Genomic DNA, 21,579 nt, shown 5'->3' on the forward strand with positions numbered 1-21,579 from the left:
AAGCTCCTTCTGGGTGAATGGGTTGAGAACCCGCCAAAAGGGATCTCAGTCTATGGACCCGGCTCAGGCGAGTCAACGTCGATCAACGCGATTGCGCATCACGCGCCGCGCACTCGCTGCGCTACACTCGCCCTTTCTCTCGAGATTGAATTCGCCATGATCGGTCGCATTGCCGGCGTACTGCTGGAAAAAAACCCGCCGCATCTGCTCGTCGACTGCAACGGCGTCGGTTACGAAGTCGATGTGCCGATGAGCACGTTCTACAACCTGCCCTCGAACGGCGAGCGCATCGTGCTGCTCACGCAGATGATCGTGCGCGAGGACGCGCATCTGCTGTACGGCTTCGGCACCGCCGAGGAGCGCTCGACCTTCCGCGAACTGCTGAAAATTTCCGGCATCGGCGCACGCATGGCACTCGCGGTGCTCTCGGGAATGAGCGTGCACGAGCTGGCGCAAACCGTCACGATGCAGGACGCGGCGCGCCTCACCCGTGTGCCGGGCATCGGCAAGAAGACAGCGGAGCGGCTGCTCCTCGAACTGAAGGGCAAGCTCGGCGCCGACCTGGGCGCGATGGCGGGCGCGGCGTCGGCATCCGGTCATGCGCCGGACATCCTCAACGCGCTGCTCGCGCTGGGCTACTCCGAGAAAGAAGCGTTGGCGGCCATCAAGAACGTGCCGGCCGGCACCGGCGTTTCCGAGGGCATCAAGCTCGCGTTGAAGGCGTTGTCGAAGGCTTGACGCGGATCTCGCGGCTCGGCTTGTGCGGGCTCTGGATCGAGCTCCGCACAAGCCTCAGTCGAACGCACCCTGGCCGTTCGGCCGGGTTTCGCGCTGGACTCCTCGCGGTACAATGACCGCATGATCGAAACCGACAAACTCGCCGCCGAGCGCATCATCGCGGCCACGCCCGTCTCGCCGAACGAAGAAGCGTTCGAGCGCGCGTTGCGCCCGCGCCAGCTCGAAGAATATGTCGGGCAAGAAAAAGTGCGCGGCCAGCTGGAAATTTTCATCGAGGCCGCCAAGCGCCGCTCCGAATCGCTCGACCACGTGTTGCTGTTCGGACCGCCAGGCCTCGGCAAAACCACGCTCGCGCACATCATTGCGCGCGAGATGGGCGTCAATCTTCGGCAGACGTCAGGACCGGTGCTCGAACGCGCCGGCGACCTCGCCGCGCTGCTGACCAATCTCGAAGCCAACGACGTGCTGTTCATCGACGAGATCCACCGGCTCTCGCCTGTCGTCGAAGAAATCCTGTACCCGGCGCTCGAGGATTATCAGATCGACATCATGATCGGCGAAGGGCCGGCCGCGCGCAGCGTGAAGCTGGACTTGCAGCCGTTCACGCTGGTCGGCGCAACCACGCGCGCGGGCATGCTGACCAATCCGCTGCGCGACCGCTTCGGCATCGTCGCGCGGCTCGAGTTTTACAACGCCGAGGAACTGGCGCGCATCGTCACGCGCTCGGCGTCGCTGTTGCACGCGCAGATTCATCCGGACGGCGCGTTCGAAATCGCCAAACGCGCGCGCGGCACGCCGCGTATCGCGAACCGCCTGCTGCGCCGCGTGCGCGACTTCGCCGAGGTGAAAGCGGACGGCAACATCACCGCGCAAGTGGCCGATGCAGCGCTCCGGATGCTCGACGTCGACGCGGTCGGCTTCGACCTGATGGACCGCAAGCTGCTCGAAGCCATCCTGCACAAGTTCGACGGCGGCCCGGTCGGCGTCGACAATCTGGCGGCGGCTATCGGCGAAGAGCGCGACACGATCGAAGACGTGCTCGAACCGTATCTGATCCAGCAAGGCTTCCTGCAACGCACGCCGCGTGGCCGCGTCGCCACGCTGCTGACCTACCGGCATTTCGGTCTCGCCGCGCCGGACGCGTCGAGCACGCTGCCCGGCCTGTGGGATTCGGCCGCGCAGTGAGCCGCACGTAGCGAGGCCGCCCAGGATGTCCGACCAGACGACGAGGCGTACCGGCTCATCGAGTGGAATCGCGCAGTTGCTCACACGCCGGCTCCGCTCGAAACTGGCCGCCGGCGTCACCCATCTGACGAGCGGTAGCGGCCCTACTCTCGACTATTCGTCGCCACCCGGCGATCCGGGTCTGTTCGGACCCGACTCCGTGTGCTGGAAAGTCCACGCCGACTTCACGTCGATGATGACGGGCGGCATCAGCGCATTGCTGCTCCAGGCATTGCACCCGTTGGCGCTCGCCGGCGTATGGGACCATTCGAGCTTCCGCACCGATATTCTGGGTCGCTTGCGCCGCACCGCGACCTTTATCGCCGGCACGACGTTCGGCAATCGGCACGATGCGCTGGCGCTGATCGAACACGTGAGGCGCATCCATCTCGGCGTCAGCGGCATCGCACCGGACGGACGGCCTTATCGCGCGAGCGAGCCGGCACTGCTGACGTGGGTGCATGTCGCCGAGGTGTCGAGTTTCATGACCGCGCACTTGCGCTATGTGAATCCGCAATTGTCCGTGGGCGCGCAGGATCAATACTTCGCGGAAACCGCGGGTATCGCTGAAATGCTTGGGGCGGAGAACATTCCACGCTCGCGCGCCGAGATCGACGCTTATCTGCTGGCCATGCGGTCAGCACTGATGGCCAGCGAGCGCACGCGCGAAGTCGTGAGAATTCTGATGAGCGCACCCGCCCCGAGCATGGCCATGCGGCCGGCCGGCGCGTTGATGCTCAACGCCGGTGTGGATCTTCTGCCGGACTGGGCGCAGTCGATGTTGGGATTCGAGCGCTATGCGGTGCTGCGCCGGACGTTCGCGAGGCCGGGCGTGCGACTCGTCGCGCCGGTGATCCGCTGGGCGCTGGTGAACGGGATATCGAAACGCGCACGCCGCCGCGTGGCTGCGACGCACGACCCGCATTGACGAAGTTTGCGGCTACGCGCACGCACCGCCGATCGGTCAACCCGCAAGGCGCTGCTCCATGCCACGCCATGTCGTTCGACGTGACCGCAGTAAACACTTCCGCTCAAGCGGCGCGCGGCGCTTCTACGCTCAGCGTCCTGGTTCCAAAACCTTCCTGAAACCGTCGTCCGCGGCAGGTGCGTCGAGATGCGCAATGTCCGCCCACGACACGATCGTCGCCGCACCGTGATCGAAATCCACCACGTTCAGGCTGGTATTCAGCAACTGATAATCACGCGGCGCGTCGAGCGGCAATCGGCACGCGAAACGGCGCACGCAATCGAGCACGCCGCCATGCGCGACACAAGCGATCCGCTCGCCCGGATGCGCGGCGACCAGCGGCTCGATCGCATGAACTACGCGATGGTAGAACGCGCGCTGCGACTCGCCTTCAGGCGGCGCAAAACCAGGATCGCGGGTTTGCCAGTGCGCATATTCATCGGGAAAGCGCAGCGCGATCTCGTCGCTGTCATGTCCCTGGAAAGCGCCATAGGACCGCTCGCGCAGACCTTCGCGCAGTTGCAGCGGCAAGCCGAGCGCGTCGGCAATAGGCTGCGCGGTCTGCTGCGCGCGTTGCAGATCGCTCGAATAGATCGCATCGAGCCGCGCGCCCTGCTTCGCCTCGCCGGCAATGCGGCGCGCGAGACGTTGCGCCTGGGCCAACCCGGTGGTCGCGAGCGGAATGTCGATGTGACCTTGAATGCGCTTGATGCGGTTCCAGTCGGTCTCGCCGTGCCGGATGAACAGAATCTGCGTAGTCATGAGATAGGAGTGGGCGCCGTTCGCCGGTTATGCCGAGCCGCTATTGTCGCAAAAACGGCTGGAGGGTAAGACGCGCGCACAGTGGCGCGTGCCGGAGGACAGAAGACGTGGGATCGCGTTTTCGGGGTGTGCAGGCTCAGGCGTTCGTCTGCAACCAGAACGTGACCGGCCCGTCGTTGACGAGCGACACCTGCATATCCGCGCCGAACTCGCCCGTCTCGACGATCGGATGCTTCGCGCGCGCGGCCGCCACGAAGTAGTCGAACAGGCGCTTGCCTTCATCCGGCGGCGCGGCCGGCGTGAAGCTGGGGCGCAGGCCGCTGTTGGTGTCCGCGGCCAACGTGAATTGCGACACGAGCAGCAGGCCGCCCGGGCGCCCCGCGCCATCGAGATTCTGCACGGAGAGATTCATCTTGCCTGCGGCGTCGCTGAACACGCGATAGCCGAGCACCTTGGCGAGCAGCCGGTCGGCGGCCGCCTCGGTGTCGCCGCGTTCAGCGCACACGAGCGCAAGCAGACCCCCGTCGATCGCGCCGGTCACCCGGTCGGCCACGCGCACTTCGGCGCGGCGCACACGTTGAATCAGCGCGATCATCGGCCGTTTGACTCTGCTGGCAACGGTCGATACATCACCGAGCGATCAGGCCGTGAGCGTGACGCGTGCGAAGCGGCGCTTGCCGACCTGCACGACGTACTCGCCGGCTTCGACCTTCAGGCCCTTGTCGGACACGGTCGCGCCGTCGATCTTCACGCCGCCCTGCTCGATGTTGCGCAGCGCTTCGCTGGTCGACGGCACGAGGTTCGCTTGCTTCAGCAACTGGCCGATGGCGAGTGGCGCGCCGGCGAGTGTCACCGCCTGGATATCGTCCGGCACGCCACCCTTCGCGCGATGGTTGAAGTCGTCGAGCGCGCGCTCGGCGTCGGCCTGCGAGTGGAAGCGCGCGACGATCTCCTGGCCGAGCATCACCTTGAAATCGCGCGGATTGCGGCCCGCTTCGATCTCTTTCTTGAACCCCGCGATTTCGTCCATCGGACGGAACGACAGCAGTTCGAAGTAGCGCCACATCAGCGTGTCGGAGATGCTCATCAGCTTGCCGAACATGTCGGTCGGCTTCTCGCTGATGCCGATGTAATTGTTCTTCGACTTCGACATCTTCTCGACGCCGTCGAGCCCTTCGAGCAGCGGCATAGTCAGGATGCACTGCTGCTCCTGGCCGTACTGCTTCTGCAGCTCGCGGCCCACCAGCAGGTTGAACTTCTGGTCCGTGCCGCCGAGTTCGAGGTCGGCGTTCAGCGCGACCGAGTCGTAGCCTTGCATCAGCGGGTACAGGAATTCGTGAATCGAGATCGGCACGCCGCCCTGAAAACGCTTGGTGAAATCCTCGCGCTCGAGAATCCGCGCCACCGTGTAGCGCGACGCGAGCTTGATCATGCCGTCGGCGCCAAGCGGCATCGACCATTCGCTGTTGTAGCGAATCTCGGTCTTGTCGCGGTCGAGCACGAGCGCGGCCTGCTCGAAATACGTCTTCGCGTTCGATTCGATCTGCTCGCGCGTGAGCGGCGGGCGGGTCGCGTTGCGGCCCGACGGATCGCCGATCAGGGACGTGAAATCGCCGATCAGGAAGATCACCGTGTGACCCAGATCCTGCAACTGACGCATCTTGTTCAACACGACCGTGTGGCCAATGTGAATGTCGGGCGCGGTCGGATCGAGCCCGAGCTTGATGCGCAGCGGCTTGCCGGTCGCCGCGCTCTTCGCGAGTTTTTGCGCGAATTCGTCTTCGATCAGCAGCTCGTCGACACCGCGCTTGGTGACGGCGAGCGCGTGACGGACTTCGTCGGTGACCGGAAAGGCGGAAGCGGGACTAGGCTTGATGGACTCGGTGCTCATGCTGGAAACGTGAAGTCGCGAAAAAGGGAGATTGTCCCATAGATACGCGCTGACGCGCCCAATGACGCGGCGACAAACGAGTCACAAACGAGCCATGAGCGAGCCATAAGCGGCCCGCAAGCATGCCAACCGCGCGCCGGCAGCGCGCGCTTTGCGCGCGGCGCGCCGTGCCGGCGGCGTCGACGCACTCATATTCGACCGCGCTTGCGCCGATAATCTGCTAAAACGGATCGCAACGACCCTCGACAGGAGCAGCAACGTGGCGCAACACCCAGCAGACGGCGTCTACTTCGGATTGATGTCCGGAACGAGCATGGATGGTGTGGACGGCGTGGCCGTCCAATTTGAAGAAGGAAAGTCGCCGGTGGTGCTGGCCGAGGCGTTTGTCGGCTTCGCCGCGGGCATGCGCGAGGCGCTCTTCGCGCTGCAGCAGCCGGGCGAGAACGAGATCGAACGCGAAGCGCTGGCCGCCAATGCGCTCGCCACACGCTATACGGTGTGCTGCCACGAACTGCTGCGCGGCAGCCGCGTGTCCGCCGCGGAAGTGCGCGCGATCGGGGTGCATGGGCAGACAGTGCGGCATCGGCCGGAAAAAGGCTATACGCGGCAGATCAACAACCCCGCGCTGCTCGCGGAAATGATGCGCATCGACGTCGTCGCCGATTTCCGCAGCCGCGACGTGGCGGCCGGCGGCCAGGGCGCGCCGCTCGTGCCGGCCTTTCACGCCACGGTGTTCGGCGCGAAAGACGAGACGCGGGTGGTCTGCAACCTCGGCGGCATCAGCAACATCACGATCCTGAACGCGACCGGCAGTGTGCGCGGCTTCGACTGCGGACCGGCGAACGCGCTGCTCGACGAATGGGCGCAGCGCCATCTCGGCAAGCCGTTCGACGAAAACGGTCATTTCGCGGCCGGCGGTCAGGTGGATCGCAAGCTGCTGAACGCGTTGCTCGACGAGCCGTTCTTCTCGCTGCAGCCGCCGAAGAGCACCGGCCGCGACCTGTTCAATCCCGAATGGCTAGACGCGAAGCTCCAGCCGTTCGCCGCGCTCGCCCCCGCCGACGTGCAGGCGACGCTGGTCGCGCTGACTGCGGTGACGCTCGCGCGCGAAATCGAGCGGCACGCATCCGACGCAAGGGCGGTTTATGTGTGTGGCGGCGGCGCGCGCAATCCGGAGATTCTAAAAGCATTGCAGCAGGCACTGGAGGACAGCGGTGTGAGCGGCGTGCCCGTGATGACGACCGATGCGCTCGGTGTGCCGCCAAGCCAGGTCGAGCCGCTCGCGTTCGCGTGGCTGGCGATGCGCTGCATCGCGCGGCTGCCGGGCAATTTGCCGGCCGTCACCGGCGCGGCCGCCGAACGCGTGCTCGGCGCCATTTACCCGCGCTGATTGCACCCGGCGTCGCGATCCGCGCGGGCAATAAAAAACGGGGCCGAGGCCCCGTTTTTTTGTCGCCTGACTAACGTCGATCAAACCGAGAACGACGAGCCACAACCACAGGTGGTCGTAGCGTTAGGGTTCTTGATGACGAATTGCGCGCCGTTGATGTCGTCCTTGTAGTCGATCTCCGCGCCGACCAGGTACTGGTAGCTCATCGAGTCGATCAGCAGCTGGACGCCGCTCTTGTTCATGACGGTGTCGTCTTCGTTGACGGCTTCGTCGAATGTGAAACCGTACTGAAAGCCCGAGCAGCCGCCGCCCTGCACGAAAACGCGCAGTTTGAGGTCCGCATTGCCTTCTTCTTCGATCAGTTGCTTGACCTTGTCAGCCGCTGCGTCGGTAAAAACGAAGGGGGCGGGCATCTCGGTCACGGGTGTATCGGTGACTGCGTTCATTCGAACTCTCCAAAAAGCTTCTAGCCGCTATTGTAGGGCTGATCTGAATATCGTGCTGAAGCCCACAAAATCAATGGGTTCTTCCCGCGACATCGGCGGACGGCGCGAAAGTCGCCACCAGCCAGCGCGAACGGAAAAAAACACTGCTCCGGCGACGAATCCGCTGCCGCCAGCCCGAGCCTCGAAGCCATAACTCGAAGGCATAAGCCATAAAAAAAGCCGCCTTCGCGAAAGCGTTGGCGGCTTTTGCAGCGCACCGGCCCTGGAGCCGGTTCGCACCCGAAACGATTAACGCTTCGAGAATTGCTTCCTGCGACGTGCCTTGTGGAAACCGACCTTCTTACGTTCCACTTCACGCGCGTCACGCGTGACGAAGCCTGCGTGCGACAGTTGCGGCTTCAGCGTTGCGTCGTAGTCCATCAGCGCGCGGGTGATGCCGTGGCGAACCGCACCGGCTTGACCCGTTTCACCGCCACCCGTCACGTTGACCTTGATGTCGAACGTAGCGCCGTGGTTCGTGAGTTCCAGCGGTTGACGCACGATCATCAGCGACGTTTCGCGCGAGAAGTAATCGGCGATGGGCTTGCCGTTCACAACGATGTCGCCCTTGCCTGCCTTGATGAACACCCGTGCGACGGCGCTCTTGCGGCGGCCCGTGCCGTAATTCCAGTTACCGATCATGTGGGCTCCCCTTAGATCTCGAGCGCTTTCGGCTGTTGCGCCGAATGCGGGTGCGTTGCTTCAGCGTAGACCTTCAGCTTCTTGATCATCGCGTAGCCGAGCGGGCCCTTCGGCAGCATGCCCTTGACCGCTTTCTCGAGCGCGCGGCCCGGGAAGCGTTCCTGCATCTTGCCGAACGTCGTTTCATAGATACCGCCCGGGTAACCCGAGTGGCGATAGTACTTCTTGTCAGTAGCCTTGTTGCCCGTGACCTTCAGCTTGCCGGCGTTGATAACGATGATGAAATCACCGGTGTCGACGTGGGGAGTGAATTCAGGCTTGTGCTTGCCGCGAAGACGGTGTGCCACTTCGCTGGCGACACGCCCGAGAACCTTATCCGTCGCGTCAATCACGTACCATTCGCGCGTCACCTCATGGGCTTTTGCGGAAAACGTCTTCATGATCGATCCAAAAAAATTGCTGCGCCCAATGTGTTTTTTCCTGCTTGTAGTGTGCGCATCGAGGCGCGTGCAGGCTCTCCCTGGTTCTTCCTCCGCGGGCGCGGATGCGGAAAAGCCCTGAATTATAAAGGAATTTGCGACGGCAAGTCAAAACGTGCGGGGTTATGCGACTCGGCGCCGTCGGTAGGCCATTCGACGAGGGCCATTTCGCGCCCTCTGACCGCCTGAAATCGAGCGTCATTTCGACAAGCGCACGCTACCACAGAGGCTAAAACGGGCGAAAAAAAACCCGAACGAGCGGTTCGGGTTTAATCCACCAAAGGAGGAGGTGGAGGAGACAGCGGAGGTTGCAAACTGCTGCAACCGATGAAGCAATTATATGAGGCTCGCTTGTGCGACGCAAGAATATTTGCATTACGAAATGCGTTTTCATAATGTGGTTAGCGACCGTAAACGTCGAACAATGCAAAATTTCCTTTTAAATCAATTACTCGATCCTTCGAAGCCAACGGGTCACTCGAAGCCTATCTAGAGTAAAAACCCTAAATTCATTGGGGCATTCCCGAATCGGCTGAACATGCGGCACCGCAACACACAAGCCGCTATCCGGCATAATTTTCGCCGAAAGTCGCCTCGGACGAATCCGCAGGCGTCGGGCTACAATGCCGTCTCGATATTGCGAAGCGCGGTGGAGCACAGCATGGAATGCAAAGTAAGCTGGATGGGGCAAGACGGGATGGCGTTCGCGGCCGAGACGGGCAGCGGTCATCTGGTCGCGATGGACGGCGCGCCTGAAGGCGGCGGTCGCAATCTCGCGCCGCGTCCGATGGAAATGGTTCTGCTCGGCACAGGCGGCTGCACCGCCTACGACGTTGTGATGATCCTGAAGAAGAGCCGCCAGGAAATCGCCGGTTGCTCGGTGACGCTCAAGGCCGAACGCGCCAGCGAAGATCCGAAGGTGTTCACCAAGATCCACTTCCACTTCACCGTGACCGGCAAAAATCTGAACCCGGCCACCGTGGAGCGCGCAATCAATCTGTCGCACGATAAATACTGCTCGGCCTCGATCATGATCGCGAAAACCGCCGAGCTGACACACTCGTTCGACATCGTCGCGAGCTGAGCGCGGCGATTGGCAGCTGCAGCGCGCGGCGCCGCGGCAACCGCGATACGAGGGCCACACGAACGCAATACGAGCGTCCAAAATACGCGCACCAAATGAAAATGCCGGCGTCCTCGCGGACGCCGGCATTTCTTGTTTAAGTGGCAAAGCAGGCCGATAAGCCGGATTCTGTGCACGCGCAACATCCGAAAACGCGACGCGCGTGGCAGCCATTCCTCTAGGCGCGCCATTACTGACGCGCTCAAGCTTCCTACCCGCAGACGAGACGGGGGCCCCGTCCTGCATCTCGAAGATGCGCGCCTGCCTACTTGGAATTGCTCCGGGTGGAGGTTACCGTGCCGGTCTGCCTTGCAGCAGCCGCGGTGCGCTCTTACCGCACCGTTTCACCCTTACCTGATCCCGGCTTGCGCCGGGCCATCGGCGGTTTGCTTTCTGTTGCCCTGTTCCGCGTGTTGCCACGGATGGCCGTTAGCCATCACCCTGCCCTGTGGAGTCCGGACTTTCCTCGCCCTCGTTGGCCGAAGCCGCCGAGGCCGCGACTGCCTAGCCTGCTTTGCTGCGGCGGATTTTAACACCTGCAGGGCCGGCGAGCCTCCGCGTCGGCCGAAATAGCCGAATGGCAAGGGGAGAAAGCAATGGGATGTGAACGATCCGCCGTAGTGGACACGGGCAACGAGTCTCGCTGAAAACCCCTCGGCCTGTTCTAGCGGCTGCGCCGCCCCGCGCGAAAGACCGACGCGTCGTCGTAAAACGCGGGCGATTCGTTCTCGGGCCACCAGCCCGGAATGCCCAGCACCGGAAGCGGCGCAAACATGCGGCTCGTCAGCGCTTCGGTGTCGAGCAGCGCCGTGCTGACCGATTCATCCAGCCAGGCATCGCGCGCAGCAGCGTCCCATTCGAAATACGCGGCCGGCACATCGACGATCCACGCATGCCCCGTGCAAGCCTTGAACGGCGCGATCAGCTTTTCCAGCAGCGCGTGACCGAAGCAGCGCACTTCGCAACTCGCCCCCCACGCATCACGCCGGGCCACCAGCAGCGTCTGCCAGTCGAAGCCGCGTAGCGCCGCACTCAATACGGGATCGGCACAGGCGAACAGCAACGCGTTCTCGTCGAACAAGGTCAGCGTGTCGCGCACGCCGCCACGGGTCGGACCGACGCCCAGCACGTCGATCGCCGCGGATTGCCGCACATTCAACGCCGCCTTGATGCGCGGAAACGCAAACCACACCGAGCCGTTGAAGAAGTCGTGCAAATTGTGACGCGTCGGCACGCAGCCGGTCGACGCGATATGCGCCTCGTACGCCGCGCCGGCCGGCAGATCGTCCTGCGCGATGAACGCGAGGCGCTGACCGCGCCCCGTGGTCTGCCGCATCTCGGTGGCGTCGGCATTCATTTCGGCGAGCAAGGCCGTGTAGCTCGTCAGCGCGGCCTGCTGCCAGCGTTGGCCGCGCCCGGCAAACTGCGCGAACCATGGCTTCGACCAGTCGATCGCGGCAAAGCCCAGCTGCGCCCTTGCCTCTGCGTCCACCGCCTCGTGCCCCGTCTCAGGCGGCTGCATCGAACCGATGCCTCAAACCAGACGCCAGCCAATCGACTCGCCGCCGCGCAGCGGCACGACCGGCGTATCGCCGACAGGCAATTCAGCCGGCAGCGTCCATTCCTCGCGACGCAGCGTAATTTTCTCCGCGTTGCGCGGCAGGCCGTAGAAATCCGCGCCGAAGAAGCTCGCGAAACCTTCGAGCTTGTCGAGCGCACCGGCGTTGTCGAATGCCTCGGTGTACAGCTCGACCGCGTGCAACGCCGTATAGCAGCCCGCGCAACCGCACGCATGCTCCTTCAAGCCCTTCGGATGCGGCGCGCTGTCGGTGCCGAGGAAGAAGCGCGGATTGCCCGACGTCGCCGCCTCGACCAACGCCACGCGATGCGTCTCACGCTTCAACACGGGCAAGCAGTAATAATGCGGGCGAATACCGCCCTGGAAGATCGCATTGCGGTTGTATAGCAGATGGTGCGCGGTGATCGTCGCGCCGAGCAGCTCAGGCGCCGCACCGGCTTCGCGGATGTAGTCAACTGCGTCCTTCGTCGTGATGTGCTCGAACACCACCTTGAGCGCCGGGAACGCGCGGCGCAACGGCGTCATCACGCGGTCGATGAACACCTTCTCGCGGTCGAACAGGTCAATCGACGAGTCGGTCACTTCGCCGTGCACCAGCAGCGGCATACCCACTTCCTGCATCGCTTCGAGCGTTTTCGCGCACTTCATGATGTCGGTGACGCCCGCGTCCGAGTTGGTCGTGGCCCCCGCCGGATACAGCTTTACGCCGTGCACGAAACCGCTCTCTCGGGCGCGGCGGATCTCGTCGGGCGGCGTGTTGTCGGTCAGGTACAACGTCATCAGCGGTTCGAATTTCACACCATCAGGAATCGCGGCGACGATCCGCTCGCGGTACGCCTGCGCCATCGCGGTAGTCGTGACCGGCGGCTTCAGGTTCGGCATGATGATCGCGCGGCCGAACTGGCGCGCGGTGTCCGGCAGCACGGCGGCCAGCATCGCGCCGTCGCGAACGTGCAGGTGCCAGTCGTCGGGACGGGCGAGCGTGATGGAGTCGGGGGAAACGTTGGAAGCGGTCATGGCGAAAGGGGAACGAGACTCGGCGGCAATAGCCAATCGACCCGGGTCAAACCGCCATATAGCGGCCCAAACACACGTCAATTTTGCTATTTGGCGTTTCTGGCTCGGTGATATGCTTGGAAAATCATCATTGTAACGGCTCGCCCCGTTCACAGGCTTACCCGCAACATGTGCCAACTTCTCGGAATGAACTGCGCCGCGCCAACGGACGTCACGTTCTCGTTCACCGGCTTTGCGGCGCGCGGCGGCGTCACAGATCATCATGCCGACGGCTGGGGCATCGCCTTCTTTGAAGATAAAGCCTGCCGTCTGTTCATCGACCATCAATCGTCGGCCACCTCGCCGATCGCCGAGATGGTCAAGCGCTACCCTATCAAATCGAAGAACACGATCGCGCACATCCGCAAGGCGACGCAAGGACATATCCTGCTCGAAAACTGCCACCCGTTCATGCGCGAACTGTGGGGGCGTCACTGGATCTTCGCGCACAACGGCGATCTGAAAGACTATGCGCCGCAACTGTCGGGCGTTTATCAGCCGGTCGGCACGACCGACAGCGAGCTCGCTTTCTGCGCGCTACTGGAAGGTTTGCGCAAGGCGTTTCCGGACGCGCAGCAACCACCGCTTGAAGACCTGTTCGCCGCGCTCGAAACCCTCACGCGCGAAATCACGCAGTTCGGCGTGTTCAATTTCCTGATGTCGAACGGCCAGGCGCTGTTCGCGCATTGCTCGACGCATCTGCATTACATCGTGCGGCGCTGGCCGTTTTCCACCGCGCACCTGGTCGATGCGGACGTGTCGATCGACTTCGCCAAGTACACGACGCCGGAAGACCGCGTCGCGGTGATAGCGACCAAGCCGTTGACCGACAACGAAGTCTGGACCGCATTCGAGCCGGGCGATCTGATGATGTTCCAGCATGGCGAAGTGATCGGCCGCATCAACGTGCCGGTGCCGGCATCGGTGCTCGAAAAGCTACGCAATCCCGCGCTGGATGCGTCGGCGTCGGCCACGACGATCGCGGCGTCGACTGCACCCGCCGTGATGGCCGACAGCGAATCCGACCTCGAAGCGGCCGACGACGCGGCAGCTTTCGAATCCTGACAACGCTACGCGTCGCCTTCGCGCACCCGACCGGATAAACCAACCGCCGGCGAACAAAAAAGCCGCTCCCAGGAGCGGCTTTCTTTCGTTCACGCCAGCCCCCCAAAGCGCCGGCCGTGCAACATCCTCAGTGCAGGATCTTTGCCAGGAAATCCTTCGCGCGATCCGACTTCGGATTGGCGAAGAAGTCTTCCTTGCGGTCGTCTTCGACGATCAAGCCCTTGTCCATGAAGATCACGCGGTGCGCGACCTTCTTCGCAAAGCCCATTTCGTGCGTCACGCACATCATGGTCATGCCTTCCTGCGCGAGTTCGACCATCACGTCGAGCACTTCGTTGATCATTTCCGGGTCGAGCGCCGAAGTGGGCTCGTCGAACAGCATCGCGATGGGGTCCATCGACAACGCACGCGCAATCGCCACGCGCTGCTGCTGACCGCCCGACAACTGTCCCGGAAACTTGTCCGCATGCGCGCGCAAGCCGACGCGATCGAGCAGCTTCAGCCCTTTCGCGGTGGCTTCGTCGTTCGAGCGGCCGAGCACCTTCATCTGCGCGAGCGTCAGGTTCTGCACGATCGACAGATGCGGAAACAGCTCGAAGTGCTGGAACACCATGCCGACCTTCGAACGCAGCTTCGACAGATTGGTTTTCTTGTCGGTCAGCGACTGGCCGTTGATGACGATCTCGCCCTTCTGGAACGGCTCGAGGCCGTTGACGGTCTTGATCAGCGTGGACTTGCCCGAGCCCGACGGCCCGCACACCACCACCACTTCACCTTTTTTGACTTCCGTCGTGCAGTCGGTCAGCACCTGGAACTGACCGTACCACTTCGAAACATTCTTGATAGAGATCATCTTGCGACCTTTTTCTGAAGACCTTTGACGAGGCTCGACGCGACCACACAGATCACGAAATAACACGCGCCCGCGAACAGTACCATCTCGACATTCGTACCGTCACGATCGCCAATATTCGTGGCGGTGCGGAAGAAGTCGGCGAGGCTGATCACGTAGACGAGCGACGTGTCCTGAAACAGCACGATACCCTGCGTGAGCAGCAGCGGCACCATCGCGCGGAACGCCTGCGGCAGCACGATCAGGCGCATCGACTGCGCGTAGGTCATGCCGAGCGCGAACGCCGCGTTGACCTGGCCGCGCGGCACCGATTGAATGCCGGCGCGGATGATCTCCGAATAGTACGCCGCCTCGAACAGCGAGAAAGCGACCATTGCCGACGCGAGGCGAATGTCGATATCCGGCGACAGGCCGAGCACGTTTTGCAGCACCTGCGGCACGATCAGGAAGAACCACAGCAGCACCATCACCAGCGGGATCGAACGGAAGATCGTCACGTAACCCTTCGCGAACCACTCGAAGGGTTTGAACGACGACAGCCGCAGCATCGCGAGAATGGTGCCCCAGACGATCCCGAACACGATCGCGATCAACGTGATCTTGAGGGTGACGATGGCGCCGGTCCACAGCGTAGGCAGTGCGCCCGGAATACCGCTCCAGTCGAAATGGTGCATCACTTGCCTCCGATATAGCCGGGCAACCGGGTTTTCGCTTCGACCCAGCGCATCAGTTGCATCACCACCAGGTTGATCAGCATGTACGCCACCGTGACCGCGATGAACGACTCATAGGTCTGCGACGTGTAGTCGACCAGCTGGCGCGCCTGCGCGGACAGATCCAGCAGACCGATCGTCGACGCGACCGCCGAGTTCTTGAAGATGTTCAGAAATTCGGACGTGAGCGGCGGCACGATGATCCGGTACGCGACCGGCAGCAGCACATAGCGGTACGTCTGCCATTGCGTGAAGCCCACCGCGAGCCCCGCGGCGCGCTGGCCGTGCGGCAACGCGTTGATGCCCGAGCGCACCTGCTCGCACACGCGCGCTGAGGTGAACAGTCCGAGACAGATAATCGACGACGAGAAGAACTGCGCGCCCGGCGGCAGTTGCTTGAACCAGTTGCCCATCGACACGGGCAGCAGCTCCGGTATCACCAGATACCAGATGAAGAACTGCACGATCAGCGGGATGTTACGGAAAATCGCGACGTAGACCGTGCCGATGCCCGACGCCCATTTGTTCGGCACCGTACGCAGCACCCCAAAAAGCGAGCCGACGATCAGCGCGATCACCCATGCCGACAACGACACGGTAATCGTCACCCAGAGGCCCGAGAACAACCAGCCCAGATAGGTGGTCGGCTCGCCGGTGGAGACCGGACTCAGCAGAATGCCCCAGTTCCAGTGATATGACATGACCAAGACTCCAGCAAAAAGAAACGGAAGAAGCGCGTGGCCCCTTCCGTTCCGTTCAGCGTTTCAAAAAAACAGCTAAGGTTTAATCGATTGCCTTGTCATTCGGATTCTTGAAGAGCGCCTTCATGTCGTCGCTTTGCGGGAAGTTCAGGTTCAGGCCCTTCGGCGGAATCGGCGATTCGAACCACTTCTTGTAGATCTGATCGGCTTCGCCCGAGAGTTGCACCTTGGCGATTGCTTCGTCGGCGACCTTCTTGAACTCCGGATCGTTCTTGCGCAGCATGCAGCCGTAGGCTTCACGCGATTGCGGCGCGCCGACGATCACGAAATCGTTCGGGTTGTTCGACTTCGCGCGTTCGCCCGCGAGCAATGCGTCGTCCATCATGAACGCCGCTGCACGGCCCGTGGACAGCGTCAGGAACGACTCGCCATGGTCCTTCGCGCTGATGATGTTCATGCCCATGCTCTTGTCCTGGTTCATCTTGCGAAGCAGGCGCTCGGAGGTGGTGCCGGCGGTCGTGACGACCGTCTTGCCCTTCAGGTCGGGCCAGTCCTTGATGCCGGAGTCTTTCTTGGTCATCAGGCGCGTGCCGATCACGAAGATGGTGTTCGTGAACGCGGCCTGCTGCTGGCGTTCCAGGTTGTTCGTGGTGGAACCGCATTCGATGTCCACGGTGCCGTTCTGCACCAGAGGAATGCGGTTTTGCGACGTGACCGGCGTCAGCTTGACCTTCAGGTTAGGCATGTTCAGCTTCTGCTTGACAGCCTCAACGACCTTCATCGCGTACTCTTGCGAATAGCCGATGACGTTCTGCTTGTCGTCGTAGTACGAAAACGGGATCGACGATTCGCGATGGCCCAGCGAAATGACGCCCGTGTCCTTGATCTTTTTCAGCGTACCCGCGTCTTGCGCGTGCGCGCCGACCGTGAACAGTCCGAGAGTCGCGAGTAGCAGCGCAGCTTTTTTAACCTTCATGTTGTGATCTCCTAGGCAAGAACCGGCGCCAGTTTAGCAAAGTAATTATTCTGAAAGTATGGCTATAAACCATGCTGTTGCGCGCGCGCCGCTAAGGGCGCGCGGCGCTCGAAACCTGTCCTCGGACTTTTTTCACATACGCAAAGGCGGGCGGCATCGATCCGATGCCGTCCGCCGGGTACGACACGCAGTCTTGTGGACCGCGTTCAGGCAAGAATTGCCGGCGAATCCGCAGAGTAGCGCAGCCGCCGTTCAAACAAAAATCAGGGATACAGACCGCGCATTTCGCGCGCTTGCAAAATCCGCTTACAAGCAACGATGAACGCCGCCGTGCGCACCGACACGTTCTGCTCGCTCGACACCTGCCACACCGCGGCAAACGCCTCGCGCATCACGCGCTCCAGGCGCTGGTTGATCTCGTCCTCGGTCCAGAAGAAGCTGGAGAAGTCCTGCACCCATTCGAAGTACGACACCGTAACGCCACCCGCATTGGCCACTACGTCCGGAATCACGAGGATACCGCGATCGTGCAGGATGTCGTCCGCTGCGGTGGTGGTCGGGCCGTTGGCGCCTTCCACGACGATCTTCGTCTTGATCTTTCCGGCGTTCTTTTCGGTGATCTGATTTTCCAGCGCAGCCGGAATCAGGATGTCCGATTCGATCGTCCAGAACTCTTCATTGGTCACCGGATCTGCTTCCGGGAAGCCGCCCACGCCACCCGTCTTCGCGACGTGCTCGAGCAGCGCGCCCGCGTCGATGCCGGTCGATTTGTACAGCGAGCCGGTGTGATCCTGCACCGCGACCACCGTCGCGCCCGCTTCCTGGAACAGCCGCGCGGCAATCCCGCCGACGTTGCCGAAGCCTTGCACGGCGATGCGCGCGCCTTCGATATCGAAGCCGATGCGGCGTGCCGCCTCGCAACCGACCACGAACACGCCGCGGCCCGTCGCCTCGCGGCGGCCCAGCGAACCGCCTAGCGTGATCGGCTTGCCGGTCACGACGCCGGTGGCCGTTTGGCCCTGGTTCATCGAGTACGTGTCCATCATCCACGCCATGATCTGCTCGTTCGTGTTCACGTCCGGCGCGGGGATGTCGGTATTCGGTCCGATGATGATGCCGATTTCGCTGGTGTAGCGGCGCGTCATGCGCTCCAGTTCGCCACGCGACAGCGTGCGCGGATCGACGCGGATACCGCCCTTCGCGCCGCCGTACGGCACGTTGACCGCCGCGTTCTTCACCGACATCCACGCGGACAGCGCCATCACTTCGGACAGCGTCACATCCTGGTGATAACGCACGCCGCCCTTGCCCGGACCGCGCGACACGTTGTGCTGCACGCGATAGCCTTCGAAGTGAGCGACGGTGCCGTTATCGAGTTCGATGGGCACGTCGACGATCAGAATGCGCTTCGGGCGCTTGAGGGTTTCGAGCCAGCGGGACAGCGAGCCGAGGTACGGCGCGACGCGGTCGACCTGGCGCAGGTAGTTGCCCCAGGGGCCGAGGTCTTCGCTATTGAGGTAAGACGGAACCGACTGCAACGTTGATGCGGATTGGGCAACTTGCTGCTGGGAAGACATGAACGCTCCGGCGTTGATCGAATACGTGCATTGTCGAAAAACGCCGTTTTGAAATCCAATGCCGTTTCCTTATCCGATTATGTTTTTTTTGCATAACCTTATGGAAGCTGCAAATTCGCGTCGTGGCAACGCAGGTTTTTTTATGCCGCGTCCTGTCCCAGTTCTTCCGACACGACCTCCCACAACTGCCGCACCAGCACCTGGCGCGCGTCGTCGCTTTTCGCCGCGAGCTTGTCGCGGTACAGGCGAATCTCCATGCTCAGTGTCAGTTGCCCTTCGGGCGTGCCGCGCATCGCGCGATCGAGGCGGATCAGCTTGCCGTCGGCGACCGCGTCTTCCACCGCGCTGTGCGGCAAAAAGGCGATGCCGTGGCCGGCCAGCGCCATCGCTTTCAGCCCTTCGGCCATGTCGGTTTCATAGAGCCGGTCGAGGTACAGGCGCTCCGGCGCGTTGGCGAGGATCACCTCGGTCATGCGTCCGAGATACGCGTTGGGCGTGTAGGACAGATACGGCGCGGGTGCCTCGGCCGTGCCCGGCAGCGTATGACGCGGCCGGCCGGCACGGCCCGGCGCCGAGAACGGGCTGATCGGCTCGTTGCCGAGCGTCAGCATGTCGTAGCGGGCCGGATCGAGCGCGACCGGGTGACTGGGATGGTGATAGCCCATCATCAGATCACAGCCGCCCTCCACCAGCGACAACGCCGCGTCGTGCACGTTCAGCGCCCGCAGCCGCGTATGGATCGGGCCCATCTGCGCTTCGATGCGTTGCAGCCAGCGCGGAAAGTACGTCAGCGACAGCGTGTGCGGCACCGCGAACTCGATGGTCGCCTGCGGCGTCGCCGTATGGCCGCGCAGCAGCGCGCGGGCCTCGTGGAACTGCGACAGCATCGCGAGCGCCTGCTCGTTGAACACCTGTCCGGCCGCCGTGAGCCGCGTCGGATAAACCGAACGGTCGATCAGTTCCGTGCCGAGCCAGGCTTCGAGCGCCTGGATGCGGCGCGAAAACGCCGGCTGCGTGACGTGACGCAATTCGGCCGAGCGGCTGAAACTACGCGTTTCCGCGAGCGAAACGAAGTCTTCGAGCCATTTCAGTTCCATGCGGGGTGTGCTGCCGGGCGGGAGGAGGAAGTCAGCATTCTAAGCGGGCGCGCAGGCGGCGTGACGCGTTCAGGCAGTTGCGGATCGCGGACCGGCTGCCAAGGGGACGCATGCCTGCCTGGCAGCCACGCGCACCGCGAAATCACGGCCCGAACCGGCAGCCACGCGCACAGTGGTAAAATTCGCGGTTCCCTCCGTTCCCGATCCGCTCTCTGAGCGCTCAACGCTTCGACCCGGTCCCCATCATGTCCGACACCCGCCCCGACACCCTGTTCGCGCTGAACGCGCTCTCCCCGCTCGACGGCCGTTACGCGTCGAAAACCGAAGCCCTGCGCGACTGGCTCTCGGAAGCCGCTTTCATGCGTAATCGCGTGACGGTCGAGATCCATTGGCTGATCGCGCTATCGCGTGCGGGCTTCGCCGAAGTGCCGCGTTTTTCCGAAGCGTCCGAGCAATTCCTGCTGCAACTGGCCGAGCGCTTCACCGCGCACGACGCGGCGCGCATCAAGGAAATCGAACGCGTGACGAATCACGACGTGAAAGCGGTCGAGTACTGGCTGAAGGAATCGGTCAAGGGGCAGGAAGAACTGGAACGCGCGAGCGAGTTCATCCACTTCGCGTGCACGTCGGAAGACATCAACAACACGTCGCACGGCCTGATGCTGGCCGGCGCCCGCGAACACGTGATCCTGCCGGCGCTGCGCTCGGTGCATCAGCGCCTCGTCGCGCTGGCTCACGCGCACGCCGAACAGCCGATGCTGTCGCGCACGCACGGCCAGCCGGCCAGCCCGACCACCCTCGGCAAGGAAATCGCCAACGTCGCAGCGCGCCTCGAACGCGCGATCGACCGTGTCGCGAAGGTCGAACTGCTCGGCAAGATGAACGGCGCGGTGGGCAATTTCAATGCGCACCTGTCCGCGTATCCGGAGTTCGACTGGGAAGCGTTCTCGCGCGAAGTGGTCGAACAGCGCCTGAAGCTCACCTTCAATCCGTACACGATCCAGATCGAGCCGCACGATTACATGGCCGAACTGTTCGACGCCGTGTCGCGCGCCAACACGATCCTGCTGGATCTGGACCGCGATGTGTGGGGCTACATCTCGGTCGGCTACTTCAAGCAGCGCACCAAGGCGGGTGAAATCGGCTCGTCGACGATGCCGCACAAGGTCAACCCGATCGACTTCGAAAACTCCGAAGGCAACCTGGGTCTCGCGAACGCGACGCTGCGCCATCTGGCCGACAAGCTGCCGGTGTCGCGCTGGCAGCGCGACCTGACCGACTCGACGGTGCTGCGCAACATGGGCGTCGCATTCGGGTACTCGCTGCTCGCGTACGACTCGCTGATCCGCGGTCTCGACAAGCTCGAAGTGAACGCCCAGCGTCTGAACGAAGACCTCGACAACTGCTGGGAAGTGCTGGCCGAGCCGGTGCAAACGGTGATGCGCCGTTACGGTATCGAAAACCCTTACGAGCAGTTGAAGGAACTGACGCGCGGCAAGGGCATCACGCGTGAAGCGCTGCAAAGCTTTGTAGGCGGCCTTGCGATTCCGCAAGACGCGAAAGATCGTTTGCTCGCGATGACGCCGGCTTCGTACATCGGCAAGGCAGTCGAACTGGCGAAGCGCATCGCTTGATTCCCCGCTTGATGCACGCCTGCCTCGCTCCCTACGAGGCAGGCGTTAAAAAGCCGCTCCGAGGAGCGGCTTTTCTTCGTCCCGACAACGACAAGCGAACTAGCTAGCGGACACTCACCGCTCGCCAACCTGCTTCAACACATCGTCGACGATCTCTTCCGGCGACAGTTCGATGCTCACCGTAATCGCTTCATCCGCGCCCGGTTCTTCCAGCGTGTCGAGCTGGCTTTGCAGCAACGACGGATCGAAGAAATGGCCGGTGCGGGTGGTCAGACGCCCCTCGAGCACCTCGCGCGAACCCTTCAGGTAGACGAAGCACACGTCCTTGTCGCCAGCACGCAGGATATCGCGATACGAGCGCTTGAGCGACGAACACGTGAACACCGCCGTCTCGCCCGCCTTCTGCTTTTCTTCGATCGCGGCGCGGATGGTTCTCAGCCACGGCCAACGGTCTTCGTCGGAGAGCGGAATGCCGTGGTGCATCTTCTCCTTGTTGGCGGCGCTGTGAAACGCATCGCCGTCGGTGAACGCGCAGTGCAGGCGCTCCGCCAGCATTTCGCCAATTCTCGTCTTGCCGGCGCCCGACACGCCCATTGCGATCAGAATCATCAAAAACTCCTTACTTCC

22 protein-coding genes and 1 other RNA gene are annotated in these 21,579 nt (G+C 62.8%); 7 read left to right on the forward strand and 16 right to left on the reverse strand.

All coding sequences use genetic code 11. From position 1 onward, the window contains the following. Window positions 1-156 precede the first annotated feature (156 nt). The 3 genes from ruvA to P0D89_RS12320 all read left to right on the forward strand — a co-directional run bounded on the left by ruvA (window position 157) and on the right by P0D89_RS12320 (window position 2,890). Entirely contained in the window at window positions 157-738 is a 582-nt protein-coding gene (gene ruvA, locus P0D89_RS12310) for a Holliday junction branch migration protein RuvA (protein ID WP_408229364.1), read from the forward strand. A gap of 120 nt (window positions 739-858) precedes the next feature. Continuing rightward, window positions 859-1,923: a Holliday junction branch migration DNA helicase RuvB gene (ruvB, locus tag P0D89_RS12315; protein WP_408355962.1), complete on the forward strand. Its 1,065-nt coding sequence runs from the start codon at window positions 859-861 to the stop codon at window positions 1,921-1,923. Window positions 1,924-1,948: 25 nt separating this feature from the next. Then, on the forward strand, window positions 1,949-2,890 hold the full coding sequence (locus P0D89_RS12320; protein WP_408355960.1) for an oxygenase MpaB family protein: 942 nt from the start codon (window positions 1,949-1,951) through the stop codon (window positions 2,888-2,890). A 129-nt stretch (window positions 2,891-3,019) separates the two neighbouring features. Here P0D89_RS12320 and P0D89_RS12325 read toward each other — a convergent pair whose 3' ends face one another. From P0D89_RS12325 to tyrS, 3 genes are all read right to left on the reverse strand, one after another. After that, a complete protein-coding gene (locus P0D89_RS12325) occupies window positions 3,020-3,691 on the reverse strand; it encodes a histidine phosphatase family protein (RefSeq protein ID WP_408355958.1) in 672 nt (223 codons plus the stop codon). Window positions 3,692-3,827: 136 nt separating this feature from the next. Continuing rightward, window positions 3,828-4,286 (reverse strand): D-aminoacyl-tRNA deacylase, encoded by a 459-nt coding sequence (gene dtd, locus P0D89_RS12330; RefSeq protein ID WP_408355955.1) that lies wholly within the window; start codon window positions 4,284-4,286, stop codon window positions 3,828-3,830. Between the two features lie 45 nt (window positions 4,287-4,331). Beyond that, window positions 4,332-5,582, reverse strand: a complete 1,251-nt coding sequence (gene tyrS / locus P0D89_RS12335; RefSeq protein ID WP_408355953.1) for a tyrosine--tRNA ligase — start codon at window positions 5,580-5,582, stop codon at window positions 4,332-4,334. Between the two features lie 259 nt (window positions 5,583-5,841). Here tyrS and P0D89_RS12340 point away from each other — a divergent pair, with 259 nt between their 5' ends. Beyond that, window positions 5,842-6,972, forward strand: a complete 1,131-nt coding sequence (locus tag P0D89_RS12340) for an anhydro-N-acetylmuramic acid kinase (protein WP_408376628.1) — start codon at window positions 5,842-5,844, stop codon at window positions 6,970-6,972. A gap of 80 nt (window positions 6,973-7,052) precedes the next feature. Here the strand turns inward: P0D89_RS12340 and erpA are convergent, their stop codons facing one another. From erpA to rplM, 3 genes are all read right to left on the reverse strand, one after another. Continuing rightward, window positions 7,053-7,418 carry an iron-sulfur cluster insertion protein ErpA gene (gene erpA, locus P0D89_RS12345; protein ID WP_007180424.1) on the reverse strand — a complete coding sequence of 122 codons (366 nt, stop codon included), beginning with the start codon at window positions 7,416-7,418 and terminating at the stop codon, window positions 7,053-7,055. A gap of 288 nt (window positions 7,419-7,706) precedes the next feature. After that, the gene (rpsI, locus tag P0D89_RS12350) at window positions 7,707-8,099 is read right to left on the reverse strand and encodes a 30S ribosomal protein S9 (protein WP_331602689.1); all 393 of its coding nucleotides are present in this window, start codon (window positions 8,097-8,099) and stop codon (window positions 7,707-7,709) included. 11 nt (window positions 8,100-8,110) lie between these two features. Further along, window positions 8,111-8,539: a 50S ribosomal protein L13 gene (rplM, locus tag P0D89_RS12355; RefSeq protein WP_020069304.1), complete on the reverse strand. Its 429-nt coding sequence runs from the start codon at window positions 8,537-8,539 to the stop codon at window positions 8,111-8,113. A 700-nt stretch (window positions 8,540-9,239) separates the two neighbouring features. On the opposite strand from rplM, the gene P0D89_RS12360 reads away from it, so the two are divergent. Then, entirely contained in the window at window positions 9,240-9,662 is a 423-nt protein-coding gene (locus tag P0D89_RS12360; RefSeq protein WP_008919632.1) for an OsmC family protein, read from the forward strand. A gap of 141 nt (window positions 9,663-9,803) precedes the next feature. Here the strand turns inward: P0D89_RS12360 and rnpB are convergent. The 3 genes from rnpB to pyrC form a co-directional block, all read right to left on the reverse strand. Then, window positions 9,804-10,217: RNase P RNA component class A (rnpB, locus tag P0D89_RS12365), an RNA gene on the reverse strand. A gap of 148 nt (window positions 10,218-10,365) precedes the next feature. Further along, window positions 10,366-11,223: a DUF3025 domain-containing protein gene (locus P0D89_RS12370; protein WP_408355947.1), complete on the reverse strand. Its 858-nt coding sequence runs from the start codon at window positions 11,221-11,223 to the stop codon at window positions 10,366-10,368. Between the two features lie 12 nt (window positions 11,224-11,235). Continuing rightward, window positions 11,236-12,297, reverse strand: a complete 1,062-nt coding sequence (gene pyrC / locus P0D89_RS12375) for a dihydroorotase (RefSeq protein WP_408355945.1) — start codon at window positions 12,295-12,297, stop codon at window positions 11,236-11,238. A gap of 168 nt (window positions 12,298-12,465) precedes the next feature. On the opposite strand from pyrC, the gene P0D89_RS12380 reads away from it, so the two are divergent. After that, complete coding sequence (locus P0D89_RS12380; protein WP_408355943.1) at window positions 12,466-13,401, forward strand: class II glutamine amidotransferase; 936 nt, start codon at window positions 12,466-12,468, stop codon at window positions 13,399-13,401. Between the two features lie 127 nt (window positions 13,402-13,528). Here the strand turns inward: P0D89_RS12380 and P0D89_RS12385 are convergent, their stop codons facing one another. The 6 genes from P0D89_RS12385 to P0D89_RS12410 all read right to left on the reverse strand — a co-directional run bounded on the left by P0D89_RS12385 (window position 13,529) and on the right by P0D89_RS12410 (window position 19,318). Next, on the reverse strand, window positions 13,529-14,254 hold the full coding sequence (locus tag P0D89_RS12385; RefSeq protein WP_408355941.1) for an amino acid ABC transporter ATP-binding protein: 726 nt from the start codon (window positions 14,252-14,254) through the stop codon (window positions 13,529-13,531). Then, on the reverse strand, window positions 14,251-14,928 hold the full coding sequence (gene gltK / locus P0D89_RS12390; protein WP_408355939.1) for a glutamate/aspartate ABC transporter permease GltK: 678 nt from the start codon (window positions 14,926-14,928) through the stop codon (window positions 14,251-14,253). The genes P0D89_RS12385 and gltK overlap by 4 nt, the downstream gene beginning before the upstream one ends. Beyond that, entirely contained in the window at window positions 14,928-15,668 is a 741-nt protein-coding gene (locus tag P0D89_RS12395; RefSeq protein ID WP_408355937.1) for an amino acid ABC transporter permease, read from the reverse strand. Before P0D89_RS12395 ends, gltK begins: the two co-directional genes overlap by 1 nt. An 82-nt stretch (window positions 15,669-15,750) precedes the next feature. Next, complete coding sequence (locus P0D89_RS12400) at window positions 15,751-16,644, reverse strand: glutamate/aspartate ABC transporter substrate-binding protein (protein ID WP_408355935.1); 894 nt, start codon at window positions 16,642-16,644, stop codon at window positions 15,751-15,753. A gap of 263 nt (window positions 16,645-16,907) precedes the next feature. Further along, window positions 16,908-18,221, reverse strand: a complete 1,314-nt coding sequence (locus P0D89_RS12405) for a Glu/Leu/Phe/Val family dehydrogenase (RefSeq protein ID WP_408355933.1) — start codon at window positions 18,219-18,221, stop codon at window positions 16,908-16,910. A gap of 140 nt (window positions 18,222-18,361) precedes the next feature. Continuing rightward, window positions 18,362-19,318: a LysR family transcriptional regulator gene (locus tag P0D89_RS12410; protein WP_408355931.1), complete on the reverse strand. Its 957-nt coding sequence runs from the start codon at window positions 19,316-19,318 to the stop codon at window positions 18,362-18,364. 245 nt (window positions 19,319-19,563) lie between these two features. Here P0D89_RS12410 and purB point away from each other — a divergent pair, with 245 nt between their 5' ends. Continuing rightward, complete coding sequence (gene purB, locus P0D89_RS12415) at window positions 19,564-20,952, forward strand: adenylosuccinate lyase (RefSeq protein ID WP_149673366.1); 1,389 nt, start codon at window positions 19,564-19,566, stop codon at window positions 20,950-20,952. A gap of 114 nt (window positions 20,953-21,066) precedes the next feature. Here the strand turns inward: purB and P0D89_RS12420 are convergent, their stop codons facing one another. After that, window positions 21,067-21,561 (reverse strand): gluconokinase, encoded by a 495-nt coding sequence (locus P0D89_RS12420; protein WP_408355928.1) that lies wholly within the window; start codon window positions 21,559-21,561, stop codon window positions 21,067-21,069. Window positions 21,562-21,579 lie beyond the last annotated feature (18 nt).

The sequence above is a fragment of the Paraburkholderia sp. RL18-085-BIA-A genome, assembly GCF_046027075.1.
Classification (GTDB): Bacteria; Pseudomonadota; Gammaproteobacteria; order Burkholderiales; family Burkholderiaceae; genus Paraburkholderia.